Here is a 20219-nt window from a genome sequence, read left to right as displayed (position 1 = left end):
TGGACTGATGGATTCGTATCTCGAAATAGCCCAACAGGTGCTCCGTGCTGCTCGGCGTCCGATGACGCCGTCCGGCATCCTGGATTCTGCATACGCCGCCGGAATCGTGCCGAAGAGGCTCTACGGGCGGACGCAGGTCAAGACGCTGCAGGCCCGCCTCAGTGAGGATGTGCTCTACAGCTCGTATTCGGCATTCTTTCGGACCGAACCAGGCGTCTTCTTCCTGAACGAACTCGTCGCCGATCCTACGATCCCCGCGAAGTTCAAGGAGAAGTTCGAGGCGCGACGGCGCATCCGCGATCTCCACGTCGCCCCCTTCCTCGGCATCGACAGAGATTTCATCGCCCATTGCGACAGCGCTCTCTTGCATGACTGGCATGGGCTTCTGCAAGAAGCGGAGGATTGCAAGGCGATCCACTATCTTGAGTCGCGAAAGGAGGCCGGAGACCGCCTCGTCGTGTGGACCTTCTCCGTCGTTCGCCGGGGTACCGAGGTTCTGTCGTATCGTACGGGTCGGTATCGGACCGATCAGGACACGTTCATGAACAAGCGAACGATCGGGTTCCCCGGCGTCGTGAGCTTCTACGACTGCACGCTCTTCTCGAACGGCGACTTCGGAACGCGTGAGAACTCGCTGAACGCACTTATGTCCGATCTGGATATCTCCGCAGTTGCGATGCATGGAGGGGAGATACCGGACCCTGTGCCTCGCGGGTCCGTGGTGGTGCACGAGGACGATCGTAGGGATGTTCTGCTCGTCCTGATGGACTGGACCTGTCCCGCATGGTTCGAGCCGACGACACGCCGATTGTCTCTGAACGATCCGCGCTGGCTAGATCTGAGGACCCATAACGACATCGATGACTTCGAGCCGTGGACCAAGGCCACTCTCGACGCATTCTGTGAAGCTGATGAAAGGTTCTAGTGCCCACCATATCGGATGGGCAGACGGCCCTACTCAAGTTCGAGATCGAGAACGGATCGGCCTTCAGGAAGAAGGTGGCTCTGCAGGATCTCACGGGACTCTACCGAAAGGGTGACGTTCTCAACGCCGAGGCCGCCCACGCCTTCGAGCGGCTGATCTGCGGCTTCCTGCTGGGTGAAACGGACAAGAAGGTCGTCCGTTGGGGGCTCAATGCGCTTGCGCGACTGGGCACCAGGCAAGGAAGCGGACTTTACCTGAGCAACGCCATCAGGCGGTTCGAGGACGAACCCGAGATCGTAGGCGCAGCAGTCGCCGCGCTCTCGAAGGTCTACAACGGTGCCTTGGACATGGTCGCGGACCTGCCCAGCATCGATCCGGCCATCCGGATCCTCGCCTCCATGCAGACGACCGATCCTCGAAGGATCGAGATGAAGGATCTCGTCATCGACATCGACAAGTCGGATGCGGAGGTTCTGAAACTCGCGCTCCTCCTAGTCGGCCTGAACCGGGACATTCAGAACCTTCTGCACCCGCGCCACACGAACGGGGCCATCGTCCGGCAACTCTGTCAGTACGACGACAGGATCGTTCGTCAGTACAGCGTCTGGTCCGTCATGGAGAACCGTCGTCTCTCGCTGGACGACCTGGGCATGCGATTCGACGAGATCGAGAAGCAACCGGTCAACGTCCAGGCCAAGCTCTATCAGCTCGGTGCGGAGCGCATCGGCGACAAGACCCTTCGACACGACCTCGTCTACCGGGGGACGTACGCGTCGGAGGTCGAGGCGCGCATGGGCCTCGCGAAGGGCGTGTCGCGGACATTCTACGACGGCATTCAGGACCTCACCCTCGACTGGTACGACCTCGATTCCGACGACGGCGTCAAAGGACTGATCGCCGTGCATTTCGCCAAGTTCTCCGATGCCTTCGCACCCTACGGCGAGAAGGTGCTCGAAATCGTCGCGGCCAATCCGGCTCTTCTCGATCGCCTTCTGGTGAGCGCGGAGCGGACGGCCCTATATGGACGGCTGCGGGACCGTGACGTGCAACTGGGCATGATCGACATGTTCGGGAACACCGGCAGCCTCGATACAATGTTCCGTCAGGCCCGAGATCTCACCAGAAAGGTTCACGTCATGAAGGTTCTGTTTCTGGCCGCGAGCCCCTTGGACCAGGATCCGTTGAACATCGGTCGGGAGGCGAACGATCTGAAAACGCAGATCGCGACCGTCCGGGATCCGAAGGTCAAGGTTGATGTCGAGCACGCGTGGGCGGTCCGAGCCGATCAGCTTCAATCCGAGATGCTGAACAACCGGCCGGAGGTCGTCCATTTTAGTGGTCATGGCGACACCGGTCTTCTCGTCTTCGAGGACAGGGACGGAAACTCATACGACATCCCTGCCAGCACCTTGGCGAACCTGATCGGTCTGGTGGGAGGGGTGAAGTGCGTGGTCTTGAACGCCTGCTACTCCGACTCGATGGCGGGTGAGATGGACGCTCACGTGGATGCCGTGATCGGCTGCGATGACTCGATCGACGACGATGCTGCGGCCATGTTCACGAGAGGCTTCTACAGGGCGCTCGCCTACGGTGTGACGTACCAGCAGGCTTTCGATCTAGCTCGGAACGAACTTGATCTGATGGATAGGAAAGGCGAGGCGGCAAAGTACCGACTTCGAATGCGAGCCTAGCAGCAGTAGCGATCGATACGTCCGACCTTTGTTTCAGCATGGGATTCTGCAGCGTTCTCCAATTGTTGGTGCATCAGACTACTGGGTAATCACGTATCCGTTGACGGGCCTCTGCGTGCGTGATGATCCGCTGGAACGAGCCAATGCGCGGATCGGAAACGGCTTCGGCGCCACAGAATATGACCGTGGCCCAATCCTCGTGCGGCAGCATCGTCTTCCTGCCCGCCCACGTCTTCGCAAAGCAGGCCGCCCGGAGCGGATACCCTTCCGGCTGGCCGTACCCGAACGTCTCGCGAGGGTGTTTGAACTCCACATGGAGGCCAAGCGTCCGTCCCTCTGTGTTCCTGAGAAAGAAGATCGCGTCCGACTCGAGAGCCTTGCTTCCCTCGATCCGGCACGTGCATCGGCTGTCCCGTCCGCACCAGTAGTTGGCCCAGAAGGGCTGCTTGGTGGCGCCGCGCTTCGCCCGCTGTTCGTCGGCTACGGGCGTCGAACCCAGGTACGGAATGGCGCCGGGTATGCCGGTCAGGATCCAGTCACGGACTTCGGCGGACGACAGGACTGCGGCGCCGATTGCATCGAGGTAGGGTTGAGCTTTTTCCGAGTAGCCTGGCATTCCGGCACCGTTGATCGTCATGGATTGTAGCGGAACGATAATCGGGAGGGTCGCCCCTCCCGATCGGTTTCGTCAGCCGTGGCCGTGTTCGTTGTCCCAGTCCGGGACATCGTACGCCACCTTAAGGGCATCGACGGCGGGACCGTCGATGTACAGGACGCCATCAAGATAGTCGTCCGGAACCGAGGGGTTCTCGACCCAGGACTCGCCCATTAGCATGAGCTTGGAATTGGAGGGCACACCTTCCATCTTCGCAAGCGACCGATGCAGCCCGCCCAGGCGACCACGGGCGAACGGACCCTTGAGGGTATCTTCGCCCAGTATCTTCTTCAGTTCGGGCCAGCGAACCTCGGCCCGACCGTCCTTCTCCTGAATCAGCATACGGCGGATCAGCAGGTTGGTCTTGTCGTCGAGCTTCGACTTGAGAAGTCGGGCCTGATCGACGGTGAGCGGGTACGAACCGAACACCGTCGTGGTCCCGATCTTGGGCTCTTGAAGCCCGAGAAGGGTCAGGGCAAACTCCCCACGCTGCGCCTGCGGTACGAACGCAAGCGCAGCCATGAGGTCAGTACGTGAGATCGTGATGACTTCATTCGACATGATGTCTCTCCTTCGCTGTTTGAGCCAGCGAATGAGGTTATAAAGCGTTCACGATCCTGCGACAAGTGGGATCGTGTCGTTTTATGTGGTGCCGTATCCTCACGATGCGCTTTCTGTCACGCCTCGATCGAGATCTTGATCGCGGACGGATCGACACCGAGAGTGATCGCCAGACGACGCTTCGCCTCGGGGATCGTCAGACCCTCGTCCGCGGACGCCTCGACCGTCTCGTTCTCGCCGGACTCGTCGGCCTCAAGGTAGTCCTCGTCGTCCAGCTCGGTTTCCGCACTGGTGCCGAGTAGCGGGATGCGCGCCACCGGCTTGTGCTTGAGACCGATGCCCGCGCCGACCAGCGAGATCGGCTCCTTCGCCTCGACACCGTAAAGCGAGATCCAGTTCCCGTGGGAGATATCGAGGTCGGGGTTCGACGCCAGACGTGCCGCGTAGTTGCGGTTCAGGCGATCACGGACCTCGGACGCGGGGAAGTCGTGGACCAGACCGATCTGTTCCTTGCCTTCCTCCCTCGTGTTGAGCGCGACGACGATGACGCGCTCGACGTCGACGTCGTCCATTCCGAGCCAGCTACCGTCGTCGCCGCGTGGGAATGCGAACCACTGGTCCTGGGACGTTCTGACGGCCACGTTGAACTCGCGACCATTCTTCGCGACGCGACGCAGGCTCTTCTTGCCTGCCTTCGGAACGCGAGTGATCTCGTAGCCCTCACTCTCCAAGTACTCGATCCCGATGTCGAATAGCCGCTTGCCGGTCTGAATCTTCGCGGGTGTTGCAAAAACGTTTGTCATTTCGTCTCCTGTCGACTGTGATTGGACGGGAAGACAAATGGCAGACCGCCCAGAAAAAATCAATACCGACGACGTTAGAAATCATTCGTTTCTAATTTGTCTCTCGTCAGTCCAAGACCGAGTCCTCGAGGAGAGCCTTGTCCACAAGGTCCCGCTCGGCCGTTTCCTCGGCATCGACCGTGGCCTGGATACGGGCTGCGACCTCGGTGTCCGGCTTCCACACGGCCTGTCCTGCCTGGAAGCCCAGGCTCTGCAAGCGGGCCTGGTCTCGGGCACCGGCGCGAGCAGCCACGTCCGGCTTCATTCCAAACAGCGCCCGAGTGACATGGCCCTGCGGAATGATACCGCGATCGACGGCGCCCATCCGCGCATTCAGCTCTTGGTCCAACCTGGCGGCCGGGATCACGGGCCACTGCCAGTCGCAGGCGTAGAGTTTTCACGGCTTCAGGTCGGCGGGCGGCTCCCAGAGACCGGCCGCCATTGCTGCGTCGATGAAGTCGCGCCACATGCGGTTCAGAAGGCGCTTCTCGTACATTTCGTGCACGAGATCGGCCTGGCGCTGGACGCGCTGGGACATCATGCGGCCCCACCGCTCGACGCCCTCGTCACCGAGTACCTCGTTCAACGGAATGCCGACCGCCATTGCGATCATCATCACCTGCCACCGGAGAGCGCGCTCGAAGTTCGCCCCTTCGTCCTTCGGTTCGAACGTCTTGATGTCGAAGCCGTAGGGTAGCTGGAAGACGCCACCGGGCGTCAGCGCCACGGCGTCGAGCATCTCGTCGACCTCCTCGTCGGTGGGCAGCATCGACTCGTCGTCGGACGCCTCGGCAGGCCGGACCGCGAAAACGGACATGAGACTGGCAACCTGCTTCCTGCGAAGCTCGCTGTCCTCCAGGGTGGTCATTTTGATCGCCCTGAGCAGGGCCGGCGCCAGAATCGGTCGACCGCGCCTCGACCCCAGGGAGGGATCGGCGACATGGTAGATTTCGGACCGGTCGAGGTCGAGCAGGCGCGTCGACAGGGACGGGTCGTAGGGGTCCTCGGACCAGAACTTGTACCGGATAGCCTTCGACCTGTAAGTCGCGATGCCCGATGTCCAGCGCAGGCCGCCCTCGACCTGGGTGAAGTCAAGCGGCACGTACTGCGGACCGTGAACCTCCCACTCGATCGGCACCTCGAGGAAGTCGGCCTCAGGTGAATCCGTGCGGTCGCGGCGACGCACGAAGAACTCGCCTGCGACCATCAGTGTGCGGTGGCCGGCCTGACGCAGCATGGCGCCGAAGGACCTATCGTCGATGTTGTCGAAGTTCTCCGAGACCGCGCACCAGAGGTCGTCGAGGTCCGCGAACCGTGACACCGGCACCGGTCCTCTGCCGATGTAGAGTTCGCAAGCTGAGTTCACGAGGCGCGTAACCAGCGGCTCCTGCTCGTAGAGGTGGCCGGACAGGAGGCGCTCGTACGCGTGCTGACGGACAGACAGCGTCGGCGACGGCGCGTGGAGTCGTGGCAGGAGAGGGTGCCGGGCGGCGACGTCCAGGCCGGCAAGGGGGCCGGTACGGGACACGGCGGCGCGCCGACCGGTCGCCTTGCTCTCGGGTGCGCGACGGGTCTTGCGGACGGCCGGTGCGGCCGGCGTCGTGGTGCGCTTGGTCACAGGCCCTGCCTCACGTAAACCTTGGTGTATCTGATGCGACGCCCGGAATCGAACGGGATGCCGAGGCGGGAACAGCGACTGCGCTCCATCTTCTCGACCAGGCGTTCCGCCTCCCTCGTCGTCATGTATCCGACGCTGCCGGCATCGGGTGACGTGATCGTCGTGGCGCCGGACGTGATCTGGGTGACCAACGCCTTGATCGCAGCGTCCAGCTCGGCGTCCGACAGGGACCGGAACAGATCGAATTTCACATCACCACCCCACGCCAGACCGGGACTGGCGCCTGCGGATGCGTTCGATCCTGCTGGTCACCTCCGGTGTCGTCTCGGTCCGCCGGGTTTTGCGCTCAACGACGCGCATACGAAGCCCCGACGACGAGACGGCTTCCTGCTCGGGAGGATCGGCGTCCGAGCCGGAACCCTGCAAGGGAGGATCGGCGTCCGAGCCGGAACCCTGCAAGGGAGGCTGGACCACCAGATCGGTCGTCGCCCCCTCGACGATCGTCGATGCTTCCTCGGTCGCCAGGCGGGCTTCGATCGCGGCCTGGGCCACGGTGGGATCGACGGCGTCGACCTCTTCACGGAGACGGCGGTTCTTCACGATCACAAGCTCCTTGGCAGCGTACCAGTACTGAAGGCAGTCCCACGGCTCGCCCGTGTTCGATCCGGTCTGGACCCACGTCGACACGCCCGGCTTCGTCTCGACCAGACGCTCGGCGATCAGGCCCTCGAAGTAGGTCTCGGGCAAACTGCGGGAGAACGAGATCGATCCGGGGGCCGGTGCGGGGATGGCGAGGCGACGGGCGCACTCGTCCTTGGCATCCCTGGTGCCGATCCAGAGGTAGTTCCGGCCCGACTTCTTGGACTTCCGGAGCGTCCCGTTCGTCGGCAGGAGGGTCACACGCCGGCCGGCCCGCTCGGTCGTGTCGCCACGGATCGGCAGGATGCCACGCTCACGCGAGCCGGGCAGGGTGCAGAACTTGTATGCGGCCTCGGTCTGCCAGCCGACGTCGACCAGGCACTTCCTGATCTTCAGGAGGCGCCCGTCACCGGCGACGTACTCCTTGTCGAGGATGTCCCACACCTGGTCGGCGTAGTCCTCGTCGAACGGGTCGAAGCCGATCCTCTTGGTGTGGCCGTCGCGCTCCTGCACGAGGTGCGAGATGACGTGGTGAGCGATCACGTGCCACCGGTTGTTCCGGCAGGCCGCCATGACCGTCATCTCGCCGCGGGGCGGGTTCCGGGGATCGTCCCTGACGCCCTTCTGGTTGTCGATCGCCGCGACGAGGTAGACCGCGTCCTCGGGGCAGTCGATGCCGTCGGGGAGAGCCTCGGCGTCGAGGACGTTCTCTTGAAGTTTCGTCGTGTCGACGAGGATCGGCGGGGCCGGGTCGTACGGCTGGGCGAGGGTGAGGTTGACGTATGCCTGGCGCGTCTTCTCGTTCCGGAGCGACGCATGGTGGTTCGCCCCGACGTGGCGCCAGGTCATCTGCGGATCGGTGGAGTGAGCGGCCGAGGTGTAGCAGCCGACATGACCGGGCTCGCCGATGTCCGTAGCCCGGAACTCGCCGGCCTCGAGCATCTCGATCTTGGAGGTTTCTTCGATCAGTCCGCCGCACGCGCAGGCGTACCAGGAGTCCTCGACGACACCGCGCTCGTTGCGCACGTACCGGAGCCCGGTCCCGGTGTCCTGGTCGCGCCGGCCCGGCCGGACGTCAGGCTCGTACCGGATCATCTCCTGGCAGTGGGGGCAGGGCATGTACCAATGCCGCTTGTCCGAGCGGCTGTACTCGTCCGAGATGCAGCAGCCGACGACGGTCGGGGTGCCGCAGACGAACAGGATCGGGGCGCAGAACTCCTGAAGGCGACCCCGCACGACGGTGACGATGTTGCCTTCCGGGCCCTTGGAGTACTTCTCGTCGCCGGCCTCGTCGATCGCGACGAACAAGCCCTTGATCGACTTGATCGGCTTGTTGCCTGAGCGAAGCTGCAGGGACGCGCCGTTCCGGAAGATGCGATCCGACCAGCCGTCCTGGATGCCCGCTTTCGTGTCTGGCCGCATCATGGCAGCCAGGGACGGCGACGCCATGAGTATCTGGTACAGCTTCTTGTCGTGGAATGCCTGGGCGTCCGGCTCCGTCCTCTCGAAGAACAGGGAGTCGAAGCCGAGATGGCCGGTGTGGTAGGCCATGCCCGTCGAGATCAACAGCGTCGCGCCGGCGCGGGCGATCTTGAGGTAGTCGACCTGCCGGATGAACGGGTCCTGCCACATCCGTGCGATCGCGCACTGGATCGCGTTCATCTCGTAGGGCCCCGACCGGTCCGAGACCGACGTCGGAATGATGACGTTGTTCTTCGCCCAGGTCGGAATGTCTTCCGGTTCGCTGGGAACGAGATTGGCTGCAGCCAAAGCGGCGGCCTTCAGATAGGCGTCGGCTCCGATCTCCGTGAGTTCGGCGCATCGGGCGAGGAGTTCGGGATCCTCATACCGCATCGTCTGGTCTCGTCGGGACGGTGCCCATGGCGTCGGCGATCACCTTGGCCGACTGCTTGAGCGCCTCCCGGCACCACCCCTGCGCCTTCTGGCGCCAGATCAGCTTCTTCTCTTCGGGGAAGCCCGCCATCTCGCGAGTGAGGCGCTCGGGCAGGGCCATGATGGCCTGACGGAGAATGCCGTACGCACGCTCCTCGGCCATCTCGGGGATCGACCGCTCGACGAGGATCTCCGCCGCCTGTCCGACCTTCAGACGTGTGAGCTTGAGGTTCTCCAGCTTCAGGAGGTCAGATGGAGACATGCGACCTCCCATGCCTTCTCCAAGGCCGTCCTCGCCTGCGCCTGGAAATCGGGTCCGTTCTTCACGACGGACCTGCTCCTCTCTCCACAAGATCACTTCCTTCAGGTCGACGAGGTGACTGGACCCGCTCTCACCCTTCCGGGCGATAGGCATGCCCTTGGCAGCCCAGGCGGCAAGCGTGTTCCTGTCGCGACCCATGAGGGCCGCTGCCTTGGACATGGACATCAGACGCTCGGCCCGGTCGGCGGCGTCCTCCTGCGCTGGGGTGAGCTTCGACACGGCGATCCCGGACCGATGGATGGTCCAGCAGGATGGTCACAAGCCACCGGAACCGCGTCAGGGAGGTCAAGAAGACAGACCTGCGGGGTCCGACGGCGATGGTCACCCGGCATTACAGCAGGTCGATCTGGCGATTTCGTTGGGGAACGAAGCGTTTGAAACGTGCTACAGACGCTGCAATGTCAGTAGGTTGAACGTATCAACTCGTGTGACTGATGAGGATGCAGCACACCCCAGAACCTGCTGGCCTGCTGGGTCCGAACCATTTTCCCCAAAAGTACGCACGGCCGGCCCTCGCGAACCACCCATGTGTGCGCGAAAATCCATGGGGTCCCCCAGCCAAGCGAAGGCAGTTCTGAACCTGCGGGATCGGTCATGGAGATTGGCGCCTACGATCCAGCAGGTGCCTGAGGATCAGCCCTTCGGTGGATGCGTGCGTTGATGGCACGATCCATATGACGGACAGCCGGTGCTACCCCGAGCCGGTTAGATATGAAGCGGTGCTGGTTCCGGTTCGTTGCGTAAACGAACTTTGCCGCACCTTGGACGATATCGATGTTGCACAGACCTATGAGTTCCTCGACACCGCAAGAGTCGCGGAGCCGTGTGGCGAACATTGGATCTCGTGCAGCGATCAAGAGCTTCCTGGGTCCGATCGGCATGATCATGTGACCACGCGCACTTCCGAAGTCGTCGCTCCATAAGATCGGCCTGTCCGACGTCAGAAGTTCTCGCGCTCCAACGGGCGCGGTCAGGATCGTCCAGTTCAGCGAACTCAGGTCCTGCCCGATTGGCTGGGAGGAGATGATGTCCGTCAATGTCTCGAACATGCTCGACTCCACCATCTCAGGCGGGAGTCGCTGCATGTATTCGTCCAGGCTGTCGGGATCTCCGTCACGCCGAAGCCGTGCATACTCCTCATGGTTATCGGGCGAGTTCGACATGACGACGGCATGCCAGTGCCTTCGAAAGGTCTGGATGTCCTCAGGGCATCTCGTCAGTAGGGAGACGACGAACGTACTCCAGGCGCGACGATGTTCCATCATGTAAGGATACTGAGCGCCGTGGCGCTCCATGATGTCGAGGGTGACCGATGCAAGCCCGTCTATCGGTTTGAAGAAAATGTCCTCGAACGATGACCCGGTCGGCGCGCCCTTCATGGAGTAGAGGTCAAACTCGTACCCGGTCCCTCCAGGCGCGGTTTCACGGTGTAGAACGCCGGCCCTAGGATGCCTACGGAACTCGGTCAGCTTGCCTTCCGGGTTCGCCCACCGCTTCAGTTAGAATTCCGGGATGTAGTGGTGTTTGCGGGATGGGCGTTGAGGCTTACTCTGCATGCCTCACGATCACCGCCTTGAGCTTCACGCGTCAACCGGTTGGGTCGCGACACCCTGTCGTTTCTACAGGACAATCGGATGGAATGCCGACGCGGATCGACCCGTTCGAGCCGACGAGGACACACGTCAAAAATAGTTTCGAAATCTACAACTCGACCCTTGTAGATTGTCGATTTGAAATCTACATTCTCGTTCACGGAGGCGGCCATGATGGCCGTACGAAGTGACAGGAATTCAACCATGCACCAGACCGCGATCTACCTCGTCGAGACCGGCGCCCTCGTTTATCTCCAGGACGGTTCCGAATGGCTCGAGGCCATCGAGAACTACGACCAGACTGTCGGATCGGTACACGAGACCTGCGATACCCGCGGGCACGGGGCAACGGCAGTGGTCGCCCTGATTTACAGGGGCGATGTCCCGCAGACGCTCGACGAGGCCCGTGAGGCAGACGACTACGAGTGCGAGATCCAGACCGGCATCAAGCCCTGGGAAACCAGTCGCAACTTGATGCTGACGGTCCGGTCCGAAGAGCCGGACGAAGATCACATGAGCTTCACTCCGAACCATCGTGATCAACCCGTTCTACCCGATGACGGCATCGCCTTTCACGGAACGATCGAGATCGGAAATCCGGAGGATCGGAAGGCATGGGCACTCGAAGCGTACAATGAGGAGGTCGCCCATCTGGAGGATGAGGCGCTTCCCGGCTCCTACCGCATCATTGTCCTCGACTACACGTCGCGTGAGGAGGGCGAAGAGATTATCGACAGGATCTACGAGGTCGAGGTTCAGGACGACGAGGAGAACTGACAAGACCCCTGCGGATGTGAGCACTGATCCGTCGGTGCACCATTCCGCAACGATCCAGTTGCATCAGGCAGGAGAGCGCACATGACGATCTACGCCGGCACCTGCGACAGGTGCGGACACCTCAATATCCAGAAGCGCCCCAACCTCACCGGCGAGTACACCAAGGGCTTCGCCGCCGACTGCACCGCACCTGAGGACAACGACGACGGGCGCTGCTGGAACGAGGTCTACATGCTCCCGCACACGGACGACGAGATCGAGGAGATCAAGGCGGGCTACGAGCAGGCTCGCCGTAATGCCGAAGATCCGATGGTGGCGTTCTAAGACAGGACCGAGGGGGTCACATGGCCGACGAGGCCGATATCAAGAAGGCCGGCCGACCGAAGGGTGGCACTAATGCCCGAAGGGCGGCCGGAACGACATTTGCCCATCTGATCGCTCTGATCGGCATGACGTATGATGAGGCCGCGGCCTTTCTGAATATCTCGGTCGGCTCAATCCGATCGTACGCATCCGGGGCGCGGAACCCTCCTCTCGATGTCCTCGACAGGCTGGCAGATCTCTGGGAACGAGTATCATTCCGGTCTGACATCATTGGTCCGATGCCAGAACCAGCACACGCGAGACGAGAGGCGATTAAGGCGATCAGGGAAAGGAGATGGGCCAGTAAACGAGCGGAACCCATCAATCGGAGCGAGGGGTGATCCTCTCGTTCTTTTCGTGTGCCTACTCCTGGCTGTCCCCACGCCCGTTGAGCGACGCCTGGAGCCTCTTCTGGAGCTTCCGAGACAGATCCTCAGCCGCCTGCATGACGCTCTCGTTCCACCCGTCGAGAAGCTTGTCTGACCGATAAGTCGACCTCTCGACGCCGAGCACGAGCAAGCTCGGACGGCCCTTGCCCTCGGAATCGAACGGGCGCTGCCAGAAGCCGACCGGACCGCTTCCACCTCGACGCAGGCGCCCGAAGAAAATCTGCGACCCGGAGCCGGCGCCCACCCGCTGGTCGACGCGTCGGATCTCTCCTTTTGACCTCGCTTTCCTGGACTGTCTGAAGGCACTGAAATCCTCGTCCGTGGCCTCACGCCCGGCCTCGGCAGCCCTCTTCTTGACGTTGGCCCGGTCCCTGTCTCTCTGCGACGTCGAGGCGCGTATGAGCTTCCGGAGCGAGTTTCTCGGCAGGTTGCCGTGCTTGTCGACCGTGACGCCGACACCGCGCATGGCCGCCCTCGTTCCAGTCCAGATGAAATTGTAGTCCGAGGCCGCGCCGGCGTCTCCCGGCGTCCTGACACGCTCCTCACCGAGCGAGTATTTTAGGTACGTCGACTGGAGCCTGTTCACGGCGATGCTGGACGTGATCCCATCGCCATCCTGCCTTGCCCTGCGATCCAGGACGGCGCCCTTCCGGCCGCCAGGCTGGATCTCCGAAAACCGCGCCGGTCCGCCCTCGATGTCCCTCTGCCACCTGTCCCGGAGCCTCTCCTGGGCGTCGACAGCGATCTCGCTCAGACTGTCCCGAATAGCACGCGGAACGCTCTCACCGAGCCTCGCGTACGCCTTCGCGGCCCGCCGGATCTCACGGTCGTCGATCGACACCACCAGGTCTGCCATCCGATCCCCCGATCGAAAAAATGGCCGGCTCGGGGTCACCGGCCGGCCTAGTCATGATCACGTCTAAAGCACCTGGATTATGTGCTGGTCACCCGCGTTCGGCAAGGGTTTCGACGACATTTTCTCCTTCGGAATCAGCACTCTACTCGTAGATCAGGTCATCTTCATCGGGCTGCGCGTACAGGCTCGGGTCGACCTTGAAGATGGTCGGCGAGGGCGCCGGAGAAGGGGTAGGAAGGGCTTCGTCGGGCTCGGACGGGTCCGTAGGTCTCTGGCGAACAAGGCGGATCACAGCGGTCGGGTGAGCCTCCTGTATAGCCTGAACCTGATCGACCTCTTCGCGAGCCGGCGAGCCGGGTGGGTACAGATAGTCCTGGACCTGCACGGGATCGAAATCGTCGAGGTGGTGAGCGGTCGGGATCTCGACGCGTCCGTCGATCTGGCGGATCATCCATTCCCTGACGGGAGCCACACCGTCCAGCACGTCCTGAGCGACGTGGGAGCCGATCGTGAAGAGGTGTCGGCCTTCGAGGCTTCCACCCGGACGGCGGCGTCTGACCTCACGAGGATCGACGCAGCGCGACAGCGCCTCGGCGGGATCACGGTCGCCACAGGCTTTCACCAGACGCTCCCGGAGCCACTCAAGGCCGGCCGAACGGTTTCGGTCCTGGGGACCTTCCTCACGCGCCCTGGCGAGGTCTATACCGGGTAGATCGAGTTTGGCCGCCGCCTCTTCGTAAGGATGGTAAAGGATCGGTAGGTCGGCGCGGGGGTCGCATGCAGTGGCCGTCCCGATCCACTCGATGCGTACGTACCGGCCGGCTGGACGTGTTCCGGTCGCAGGCCTGTCAACAACGTCGAGAACGCGTCCGGAGAGGCGGACGGTGGTGGGCTTCCTCTTTGGCTTGCCAGGGTAGTGGCCGCTACCAGTCGGCACGGTGACGTACTCGGGGCGCCCGTTGGTCATCCGGCGTCCGGTCAGGAGGCCGACGTCGCGGGTCACCCGGATGGCGTCACCGGGGCACAGAGATGCGGCGGGACAGGCGATCCAGAGAGGGAGTGACTTCTGCACGGTGTCGGTGGTCATGGTGTCTGGTCCTCGTGAGAAGGGGCCAGGGCGCGGGGGCGGTGTTCCGGAGCGGGGGTGTCTCCGAGTGGGTCGGGCCGAGCATCTCAGCGTCACCCACCTTTCCAGTCTGTGTCAGCGTCACCGAGGTCAGATCAGTCTCTCCCCGCAGGAAAAACTTCTCTTTTCGATTCTTCACGCAAGACCACGCAAACCGAGATCTCTGCAGAAGGTACGTTCTGTGAGCGTAGCGAACAGAACTAACTATTGTTTAGATAAGCTCGCTGTCGCTCACTTATCCAGGTAAGTGCACCTCTGTCAAACGAAATCGCGACGTAACCGTCTCGAATCGAAAAGAGAAGCTCTCCTTCGGGAGGCAGTCCTCCACCCTCGCTCCCTCGATCCACCCGATACGTCACCATCCCATCCTGACACGCCCGACCCTCGACCTCGACGCCGCCCCATCCGCCTGGTCGCCGGCCCTGACCCGATCCCGTCCAGCGTGACGTCACGCTTCCGACCGGCCCTTCACCGTGACGTCACGCCCTCCTGGCCCGCCACCACGCCACCACACGCCGGCCGCCCTGCCACGACCGTCAGAGATCGCCCAGGATCGCCGTGACGTCACGCGACGATGATCCGGGCACCGCGCACGAGAAAGGCCGCCACAGGGTGTCCTGGGCGGCCTCGCGGGTGTTCCTGGCTCGACGTCACACTGGTGTGTCAGAAGCGCTCCCCGTCGTCATCGTCGTCGGGTTCATTCCCCTCGGCGATCGCCTCCATCCTCTCCACGTAGTCTTGGTACGGGTCATACGGGTCACGGTCCTGACGGTCGATCCATGCCTGCTCCTCCTCCGAAATCGGGCTGGCCTCTTGTGACCTATCGGCGTTGCCGACTGGTCGATCTGCGTTGCGAACTGTCTGAGTAACGGGGGTGCCGGGCAGGGTTACATCCTTGCCGATCGTGATCGGGTCGTCGACGGAGGGCAGGGTGGTGATGCGATGCTCAATCGACCGGATCAGATCGTGAGCCCGTTCGACCGCCTGCTCTGGCAAACAGGTCCAGTATCGCTTCGTCGCCTCATTGAAGGCATCCAAGGCGATGACGTTCGCCTCGTTGATGATCCTGCACACCCCTTTAGACACGCCCCCAGCATTGATCCTCACCGTGTCGTAGTGCAGGGCCAGTAGCGTCGTCGCGTCGTCCAACCTCTCCTGACATCCCTGCAGGGCCGTCTGGGCATCCAGGAGACGCTTCTCGAGATCGGCCATCCGTTCGACGCGTGCTGCCTCAAGGGCCTTGGCCTCGGCCTCACGTTCGGCGACGAGACGGGCCTCCTCCGCGTCCAGAAGCTTCTTCCGGGCCCGACGGTCGGCCTGGCGCATGGCTGCGGCCCTCCGGTTCAGAGCCGCGGCGTCTTCTGGCGTTAGTCGTTTGTTAGGGTCTGGTGTGGTCATCTGCTGACTCCGCCGGATCATGAGGATCGAAGAATGGCATCGCACTTTGGTCACGTCGCCGCGATGGGCATGGCAACCGGGATGGTCATCGGCGGTGCCGCCGGCGCCTATGCCCGTGGCGTGAACCGGGCCAGGGCCTACCAGGCTGCTGCCGATGCCGGGGCCATCAGGGACGACGAGATCCGCGCTTTCGACAAGCTCGCCCGTGCTTATCGGTCCGAACGGGCCCGCGCCGACCGTGAGGCTGCACGGGCCGCTGATCTGGAGAAGCGCCTGGCCGACTTGGCCCTGCAGAACGCGCTTCTCATGATGAAGCGCTAGGCGACGAGGCGAGGGGCCGGGACTGCTTGCGGCTCGTCGACGTCGGGCTCGTCGAGAGCCTCCATCGCCCTCGTCGATCGAACCGCCAAGAGGTCTTCGAGGTGCTGCCGCTCCTGCGCGGAGATGTCCCGCGTCAGTGCCTCCTCCCTTCGCTTGATCGTCAGGAGGTCACGCTCGACGTCGGGCGTGGGTACCGGCCGGCCACCAGTTCCCTTGATGCACACGTCACCCGACGCATGGCGACCGATCATCGTGTCGCTCGCCGCCAGGACGATCCTCAGGTCGGGCTTGTCGAGCGCGAGCAACCAAAGCCTGACGTCTGACGGGAGATCGGCTCCGGCCGTACGATCACCACATAGAATGCGCGTCGCCGCGGAACGGACCTGACGTCCGCGATCGGCCATGTCGTCGGCGGGAGTGACAGGCTCGGGTGCGCGCTCGACGATCGCGTCCACGTGACGCTCGGCGTCGTGAACCGGGGCCGGCCGGTAGTTCGTTCCCGACGTCGATCGAGCAATCCAGTTCCAGGTGTTCGTCACCGTCCGGTCCATCCACCACAGGCCGTTGGCGAACATCGACGTCGTCATTGATAGCGCGTTGGTGATGGCCCCCAGGGCCGCTCTGATTGCCTTCCACATGATCTGATCTCCGGGCGGCATGATCGCCGCTTTTCAGACTGGCCGCGTCTTCGGCAAGCGACAATCAGTCGTTGTCGGAAATCTTTTTCGACAGCCTCTCCCGGCGCCTGATCTCACGCTCCAAGGCATCTCGGATCAGAGACAGCCGCTCCTCGCCGTCGTCGAGCAGGGCGTCGAGACGAGCCTTGGTCCCCTCGGGAACGGCGACGTTGATGTGCTCGGGGTATCGGAGCTTCCGGCCCACCCGTGCTGCCTCCTCGATTTGATTCGTGGCTGCGATCATAGCCCTCTCCAAGATTTATTTCGCGTACCTATTAACAGGTCATTGACGTTCGTATCCGGTACGTCTTATTTTGTAAATGACGTACCGGTTATGAGAGTTTTTCGATGTCCTTGGTGAGCGTTAACAGAGGGGCGCAGCGTCCGATGGATGCGAAGATCTACGCCGCTCACGTGCGCGGTCTGACGCCTCGCGGGATCGGCGAGCGCCTCCAGTTGCCGACGGAGTACGTCGAGCGCCGCCTCCCGCACCTGTCGACTCACAGCCTGGCCGGTATGCGCCCGGAAACGCCGACGCTGGCCGACCGCATCCTCGATCTGCTGAAGGAGGCGGACGGGCATGCGGCGACGGTCGATGACCTGACGGCGCTTCACGTCCCCAAGTCCCCCGGTTCGAGCGCGGTCAACGCGGTGAGGGTGTCGATGGCCCTGCTGCGCGCCGACGGTCATGAAATCCAGTACGTCCACCGCTACGTCGCCGATGCCCAGCCGCACCTCGAGTCGACGAGCCGCGTCATGCGCCGGATGGCCGACCGTCTCGCCGCCGGACCCGCGACGCCGGAAGAACTGACCGTCGCCGGCCGCGTCCCGATCCAGCAGGTGCGTGTGTACGTGCACAAGCTGAAGCGGAAGGGCGCCCAGATCCGACAGGTGAGGGCGTACGTGCTGACCGTCGTCAACGAGGAGAGCCAGTCGTGAGCAAGATGCCCCGGAACACCGACTACACGCTCGAAGAAGACGCCATCCTCGGCACCTTTCTAGGATCCGACATGTCGTCGAAGGACATCGCGGAGATGTTCGACATCCCAATCATCACCGTGATCCTGCGTCGCGCTCAGATGGGCTACCAGCGCACGACCGTCGCCTGGTCGACCGAGATGGACACCTCTCTCCGCGAGATGGTCGAGGCCGGCCGCTCGTTGCCGTTCATCCGCAAGGCCCTCGGCGTGTCCCGCCGTGACGTCTACAGGCGACTCGTCCATCTCGACATGCGCGACCGCGAGGCCAGAGTGGCTCGTCCGGATTCGATGGTGGCGATCATCGCCGAACTGTCGCGCAGGGCGACCCCGACGTGGGCGGCCGACGAGGTTCAGTGCATCGCGATCCAGGCGGCCGGGATGGCCCTTCGCATGCTGCGCGACGATCCGAGGGTCGAGATCAGGATTCGCCCGTCATGATCGACCTGACGATTTGGAGGAGGGCGAGGACGACTGGCTGCGCGAGTGCCATCCGGTCGTCGCAAGTCGCCTCGGGATGGAGGTGAGGTCGTGAACCCTGCCGTCCGCTTCCACCTCGACGCCACCCCGGCTCTCGTCCGGTTCCCGATCGTGACCCAGGCGAACTTGCGGGACGCGTGGGCCGTCCTGTCGTACGCCGGGACGCAGTGGTTCTTCTACAGCCTGCTGACGAACCGCTGGCTCCGTCTTCCCGTGACAGACCTGGACGGCAAGACCCCGGCCGAGATCGTCGAGGACGCGCTCGACCGCCTGCACCTGTTGCCCGCCATTCATCCTGCCGCTCGCTCGGCCCAATCTTTTCCATTTGGAGGACAAATCATGAACACGGTTCACGAGACACCGACCTGCAGCCAGAACTTCGTCGTCGGCAACCACGACGATCCGGACCAGCCGCCCCACATGCAGATCGTCGTCGCGCCGGCCAATGCCATCCGCGAGATCGCCGAGCGCTCCTATGCCGCCGGATGCGGCATCCCCGAGTTTCACAAGGTCGACTGTCAGGAGGAGACCGACGCCATCCTGCTCGACGTTCTGTCGAAGGTGAAGCCAGAGCCCGAGATGCTCACTAGCGACGAGTTCTGGGACCGCGAGGAGTACTTCGACCGTCTTCGCGCCCTGATCGCAGCTAAGGTCAGGTCGATGCCGGGTCACACCGGATCGGTCGAGATCACGAACTGGGCGATCCGTGTCGACCTCGGCGGTCCTGATATGCTCCGCATCCCCGTCCGCGCCCTGGAGGGTATCGACCCGAGGATGGTGCCCGCGATCGTCGAGAGCTTCGTCGAGGCGTACAAGGCGGGTGGGAGGAGGGCGTCGTGACCCCGGCCGAACGCCGCATCTCCCAGATCGACCGCCTCCGCGCCACCGCCACCGAGCGGTGCACCGGCCCCGTCCTCGACCGTGTGCTCGGCGAGATCGCCTTCGTCGAGGCCGTCTGGTCTCGCCTCGACCACGAGCCGTCGAACGGGAAGGGGTCGACTCCCGACGAGCGCAGGGCGGCATGCAAGCTCGGCTTCCTCCGGATCGACCTCCGTCCCTGTCACCCGACCGAAGTGCGCGATGACACCCCGGAGCGTCAGGCCCGTCGCCTCGCCGAGACCCAACGGCTGCACGCGGAGAGGCTGGCTCGGGCGCCGAGTTTACCGGCCGTCCGCGTGCCGGTGGAGGTGGCGAAGCCGAGGGCGCCGGCCGCGCAGATGTCGCTGTTCGGAGACGTGTGATGACGGGGTAGGGTGGAAAGCGGATGGTCCGCTTTGCGGTAAAGGTAGAAGGAAAGCTGCCGGCTGTCGGAACATCCATCTTAATACGACGCTGGCAATCGCTGAGATGGCATAGGTATCCGTTGGGCATGTATCCATTAAAGGATGCTCAGCCGTTACGATGCTGCGGAACCAAACCACTCGCTTCCGATTTGACAGCCTGTTGTCGATGTGACGATAGGTGGTCAATGAACGAGAGCGATCAATCCACACTGGTTCGGCAGCTCTCCATCGCTGTCTTCGAGACGAACGGGCGCCTCGTCGAGACCGGTAACGCGTTGGTCCGCCCCCTCGGTCTCAGCACCGCATGGTGGCAGGTGTTGGGTGCGCTTGGCTACGCGCCCGCACCCCTTCCCGTCGCTCATATCGCCCGCAACATGGGTCTGACCCGTCAAGCGGTGCAACGTGTCGTCGATCTGCTTGCCGAACGCGGTTTGGTCGCGCTCGAGGCCAACCCCCACCACCAACGCGCAAAGCTTATCGTCCTGACCGAGGCGGGGCAGGAAGCGCTCGCCGCCACGGAGCGGGCGGTCGCGCCGCTTGACGAAGCCCTTCTCGACAAGATCGGCGCCGAACGCCTCGCCGTGGCCATCGCGGTCCTACGAGAAATGAACGACGCACTTCCCTGAGCGCTGTCCTCCAGCGACGCTGCCAGTCTCCAGTCTCCAGTCTCCAGTCTCCAGTCTCCAGTCTCCCAGTCTCCAGTCACAGCCGCGGCAATTGCGGCGAAAGGATCCCCATGTCTGCTCCCCAGTCGGACAGCTTCGACACCGATGTCGTCATCATGGGCGGCGGCCCGATCGGCCTCACCACCGCCTGCGAGCCAGCTCCACGTGG

The 20219-nt window shown here is 63.1% G+C and carries 25 protein-coding genes; 11 read left to right on the top strand and 14 right to left on the bottom strand.

The window, feature by feature from the left end; translation table 11 throughout:
* The first annotated feature begins 7 nt into the window (after window positions 1-7).
* Both NS365_RS05545 and NS365_RS05540 read left to right on the top strand, forming a co-directional pair.
* The gene (locus NS365_RS05545) at window positions 8-925 is read left to right on the top strand and encodes an HTH domain-containing protein (RefSeq protein ID WP_082684443.1); all 918 of its coding nucleotides are present in this window, start codon (window positions 8-10) and stop codon (window positions 923-925) included.
* Window positions 925-2616 (top strand): CHAT domain-containing protein, encoded by a 1692-nt coding sequence (locus NS365_RS05540; RefSeq protein WP_058599292.1) that lies wholly within the window; start codon window positions 925-927, stop codon window positions 2614-2616. Before NS365_RS05545 ends, NS365_RS05540 begins: the two co-directional genes overlap by 1 nt.
* Before the next feature lie 73 nt (window positions 2617-2689).
* Here the strand turns inward: NS365_RS05540 and NS365_RS05535 are convergent, their stop codons facing one another.
* The 9 genes from NS365_RS05535 to NS365_RS05495 form a co-directional block, all read right to left on the bottom strand.
* The gene (locus NS365_RS05535) at window positions 2690-3253 is read right to left on the bottom strand and encodes a hypothetical protein (protein ID WP_058599291.1); all 564 of its coding nucleotides are present in this window, start codon (window positions 3251-3253) and stop codon (window positions 2690-2692) included.
* A gap of 51 nt (window positions 3254-3304) precedes the next feature.
* Window positions 3305-3832: a hypothetical protein gene (locus NS365_RS05530; RefSeq protein WP_058599290.1), complete on the bottom strand. Its 528-nt coding sequence runs from the start codon at window positions 3830-3832 to the stop codon at window positions 3305-3307.
* A 116-nt stretch (window positions 3833-3948) separates the two neighbouring features.
* Window positions 3949-4635, bottom strand: a complete 687-nt coding sequence (locus tag NS365_RS05525) for a hypothetical protein (protein ID WP_058599289.1) — start codon at window positions 4633-4635, stop codon at window positions 3949-3951.
* Between the two features lie 106 nt (window positions 4636-4741).
* A complete protein-coding gene (locus tag NS365_RS05520) occupies window positions 4742-5041 on the bottom strand; it encodes a hypothetical protein (RefSeq protein WP_058599288.1) in 300 nt (99 codons plus the stop codon).
* 30 nt (window positions 5042-5071) lie between these two features.
* On the bottom strand, window positions 5072-6292 hold the full coding sequence (locus NS365_RS05515; RefSeq protein WP_058599287.1) for a phage portal protein: 1221 nt from the start codon (window positions 6290-6292) through the stop codon (window positions 5072-5074).
* Window positions 6289-6543 carry a hypothetical protein gene (locus NS365_RS24425; RefSeq protein WP_058599286.1) on the bottom strand — a complete coding sequence of 85 codons (255 nt, stop codon included), beginning with the start codon at window positions 6541-6543 and terminating at the stop codon, window positions 6289-6291. Before NS365_RS24425 ends, NS365_RS05515 begins: the two co-directional genes overlap by 4 nt.
* Before the next feature lies 1 nt (window position 6544).
* A complete protein-coding gene (locus tag NS365_RS05505) occupies window positions 6545-8785 on the bottom strand; it encodes a terminase gpA endonuclease subunit (protein WP_058599285.1) in 2241 nt (746 codons plus the stop codon).
* Window positions 8775-9365, bottom strand: coding sequence for a hypothetical protein (locus tag NS365_RS05500; RefSeq protein WP_058599284.1), 591 nt, complete (start codon window positions 9363-9365; stop codon window positions 8775-8777). The genes NS365_RS05505 and NS365_RS05500 overlap by 11 nt, the downstream gene beginning before the upstream one ends.
* Window positions 9366-9754: 389 nt before the next feature.
* The gene (locus NS365_RS05495) at window positions 9755-10645 is read right to left on the bottom strand and encodes a DUF4238 domain-containing protein (RefSeq protein WP_082684441.1); all 891 of its coding nucleotides are present in this window, start codon (window positions 10643-10645) and stop codon (window positions 9755-9757) included.
* A gap of 297 nt (window positions 10646-10942) precedes the next feature.
* Between NS365_RS05495 and NS365_RS05490 the strand changes: the two genes are divergently transcribed.
* From NS365_RS05490 to NS365_RS25320, 3 genes are all read left to right on the top strand, one after another.
* A complete protein-coding gene (locus NS365_RS05490; protein ID WP_153003672.1) occupies window positions 10943-11515 on the top strand; it encodes a hypothetical protein in 573 nt (190 codons plus the stop codon).
* 81 nt (window positions 11516-11596) lie between these two features.
* Complete coding sequence (locus NS365_RS05485; protein WP_058599281.1) at window positions 11597-11839, top strand: hypothetical protein; 243 nt, start codon at window positions 11597-11599, stop codon at window positions 11837-11839.
* Between the two features lie 20 nt (window positions 11840-11859).
* Window positions 11860-12219, top strand: coding sequence for a helix-turn-helix domain-containing protein (locus NS365_RS25320; RefSeq protein ID WP_058599280.1), 360 nt, complete (start codon window positions 11860-11862; stop codon window positions 12217-12219).
* 22 nt (window positions 12220-12241) lie between these two features.
* Here NS365_RS25320 and NS365_RS05475 read toward each other — a convergent pair whose 3' ends face one another.
* From NS365_RS05475 to NS365_RS05465, 3 genes are all read right to left on the bottom strand, one after another.
* The gene (locus NS365_RS05475; RefSeq protein WP_058599279.1) at window positions 12242-13123 is read right to left on the bottom strand and encodes a hypothetical protein; all 882 of its coding nucleotides are present in this window, start codon (window positions 13121-13123) and stop codon (window positions 12242-12244) included.
* A gap of 142 nt (window positions 13124-13265) precedes the next feature.
* Window positions 13266-14210, bottom strand: a complete 945-nt coding sequence (locus NS365_RS24040) for a hypothetical protein (RefSeq protein WP_153003671.1) — start codon at window positions 14208-14210, stop codon at window positions 13266-13268.
* A 702-nt stretch (window positions 14211-14912) separates the two neighbouring features.
* A complete protein-coding gene (locus NS365_RS05465) occupies window positions 14913-15575 on the bottom strand; it encodes a hypothetical protein (protein ID WP_058599277.1) in 663 nt (220 codons plus the stop codon).
* A gap of 105 nt (window positions 15576-15680) precedes the next feature.
* Here NS365_RS05465 and NS365_RS05460 point away from each other — a divergent pair, with 105 nt between their 5' ends.
* Window positions 15681-15968: a hypothetical protein gene (locus tag NS365_RS05460; RefSeq protein ID WP_058599276.1), complete on the top strand. Its 288-nt coding sequence runs from the start codon at window positions 15681-15683 to the stop codon at window positions 15966-15968.
* Here NS365_RS05460 and NS365_RS05455 read toward each other — a convergent pair.
* Both NS365_RS05455 and NS365_RS05450 read right to left on the bottom strand, forming a co-directional pair.
* Window positions 15965-16627, bottom strand: a complete 663-nt coding sequence (locus tag NS365_RS05455; RefSeq protein ID WP_058599275.1) for a hypothetical protein — start codon at window positions 16625-16627, stop codon at window positions 15965-15967. The two genes, NS365_RS05460 and NS365_RS05455, sit on opposite strands and share 4 nt — an antisense overlap.
* A gap of 43 nt (window positions 16628-16670) precedes the next feature.
* A complete protein-coding gene (locus NS365_RS05450; RefSeq protein ID WP_058599274.1) occupies window positions 16671-16889 on the bottom strand; it encodes a hypothetical protein in 219 nt (72 codons plus the stop codon).
* A 143-nt stretch (window positions 16890-17032) separates the two neighbouring features.
* Between NS365_RS05450 and NS365_RS05445 the strand changes: the two genes are divergently transcribed.
* The 5 genes from NS365_RS05445 to NS365_RS05425 all read left to right on the top strand — a co-directional run bounded on the left by NS365_RS05445 (window position 17033) and on the right by NS365_RS05425 (window position 20011).
* Window positions 17033-17584, top strand: coding sequence for a hypothetical protein (locus tag NS365_RS05445; RefSeq protein WP_058599273.1), 552 nt, complete (start codon window positions 17033-17035; stop codon window positions 17582-17584).
* Window positions 17581-18063 carry a hypothetical protein gene (locus NS365_RS05440; protein WP_058599272.1) on the top strand — a complete coding sequence of 161 codons (483 nt, stop codon included), beginning with the start codon at window positions 17581-17583 and terminating at the stop codon, window positions 18061-18063. Before NS365_RS05445 ends, NS365_RS05440 begins: the two co-directional genes overlap by 4 nt.
* A gap of 90 nt (window positions 18064-18153) precedes the next feature.
* Entirely contained in the window at window positions 18154-18942 is a 789-nt protein-coding gene (locus tag NS365_RS05435) for a hypothetical protein (RefSeq protein ID WP_058599271.1), read from the top strand.
* Window positions 18939-19343 (top strand): hypothetical protein, encoded by a 405-nt coding sequence (locus tag NS365_RS05430; protein WP_058599270.1) that lies wholly within the window; start codon window positions 18939-18941, stop codon window positions 19341-19343. The genes NS365_RS05435 and NS365_RS05430 overlap by 4 nt, the downstream gene beginning before the upstream one ends.
* A gap of 227 nt (window positions 19344-19570) precedes the next feature.
* Window positions 19571-20011 carry a MarR family winged helix-turn-helix transcriptional regulator gene (locus NS365_RS05425; RefSeq protein WP_058599269.1) on the top strand — a complete coding sequence of 147 codons (441 nt, stop codon included), beginning with the start codon at window positions 19571-19573 and terminating at the stop codon, window positions 20009-20011.
* Window positions 20012-20219: the final 208 nt, after the last annotated feature.

This window comes from Aureimonas ureilytica (genome assembly GCF_001475935.1).
GTDB classification, from domain to species: Bacteria; Pseudomonadota; Alphaproteobacteria; order Rhizobiales; family Rhizobiaceae; genus Aureimonas; species Aureimonas ureilytica_A.
Note: the sequence above shows the minus strand (reverse complement) of the source record. Positions and strands in the feature narration are given on the sequence as shown.

Coding starts and splice junctions, on each gene's coding strand:
- NS365_RS05545 (WP_082684443.1), top strand. CDS start 8: ATGGATTCGTATCTCGAAATAGCCCAACAGGTGCTCCGTGCTGCTCGG.
- NS365_RS05535 (WP_058599291.1), bottom strand. CDS start 3,253: ATGACGATCAACGGTGCCGGAATGCCAGGCTACTCGGAAAAAGCTCAA.
- NS365_RS05530 (WP_058599290.1), bottom strand. CDS start 3,832: ATGTCGAATGAAGTCATCACGATCTCACGTACTGACCTCATGGCTGCG.
- NS365_RS05525 (WP_058599289.1), bottom strand. CDS start 4,635: ATGACAAACGTTTTTGCAACACCCGCGAAGATTCAGACCGGCAAGCGG.
- NS365_RS05505 (WP_058599285.1), bottom strand. CDS start 8,785: ATGCGGTATGAGGATCCCGAACTCCTCGCCCGATGCGCCGAACTCACG.
- NS365_RS05490 (WP_153003672.1), top strand. CDS start 10,943: ATGCACCAGACCGCGATCTACCTCGTCGAGACCGGCGCCCTCGTTTAT.
- NS365_RS05485 (WP_058599281.1), top strand. CDS start 11,597: ATGACGATCTACGCCGGCACCTGCGACAGGTGCGGACACCTCAATATC.
- NS365_RS25320 (WP_058599280.1), top strand. CDS start 11,860: ATGGCCGACGAGGCCGATATCAAGAAGGCCGGCCGACCGAAGGGTGGC.
- NS365_RS05475 (WP_058599279.1), bottom strand. CDS start 13,123: ATGGCAGACCTGGTGGTGTCGATCGACGACCGTGAGATCCGGCGGGCC.
- NS365_RS24040 (WP_153003671.1), bottom strand. CDS start 14,210: ATGACCACCGACACCGTGCAGAAGTCACTCCCTCTCTGGATCGCCTGT.
- NS365_RS05465 (WP_058599277.1), bottom strand. CDS start 15,575: ATGCGCCAGGCCGACCGTCGGGCCCGGAAGAAGCTTCTGGACGCGGAG.
- NS365_RS05460 (WP_058599276.1), top strand. CDS start 15,681: ATGGCATCGCACTTTGGTCACGTCGCCGCGATGGGCATGGCAACCGGG.
- NS365_RS05455 (WP_058599275.1), bottom strand. CDS start 16,627: ATGCCGCCCGGAGATCAGATCATGTGGAAGGCAATCAGAGCGGCCCTG.
- NS365_RS05450 (WP_058599274.1), bottom strand. CDS start 16,889: ATGATCGCAGCCACGAATCAAATCGAGGAGGCAGCACGGGTGGGCCGG.
- NS365_RS05445 (WP_058599273.1), top strand. CDS start 17,033: ATGGATGCGAAGATCTACGCCGCTCACGTGCGCGGTCTGACGCCTCGC.
- NS365_RS05425 (WP_058599269.1), top strand. CDS start 19,571: ATGAACGAGAGCGATCAATCCACACTGGTTCGGCAGCTCTCCATCGCT.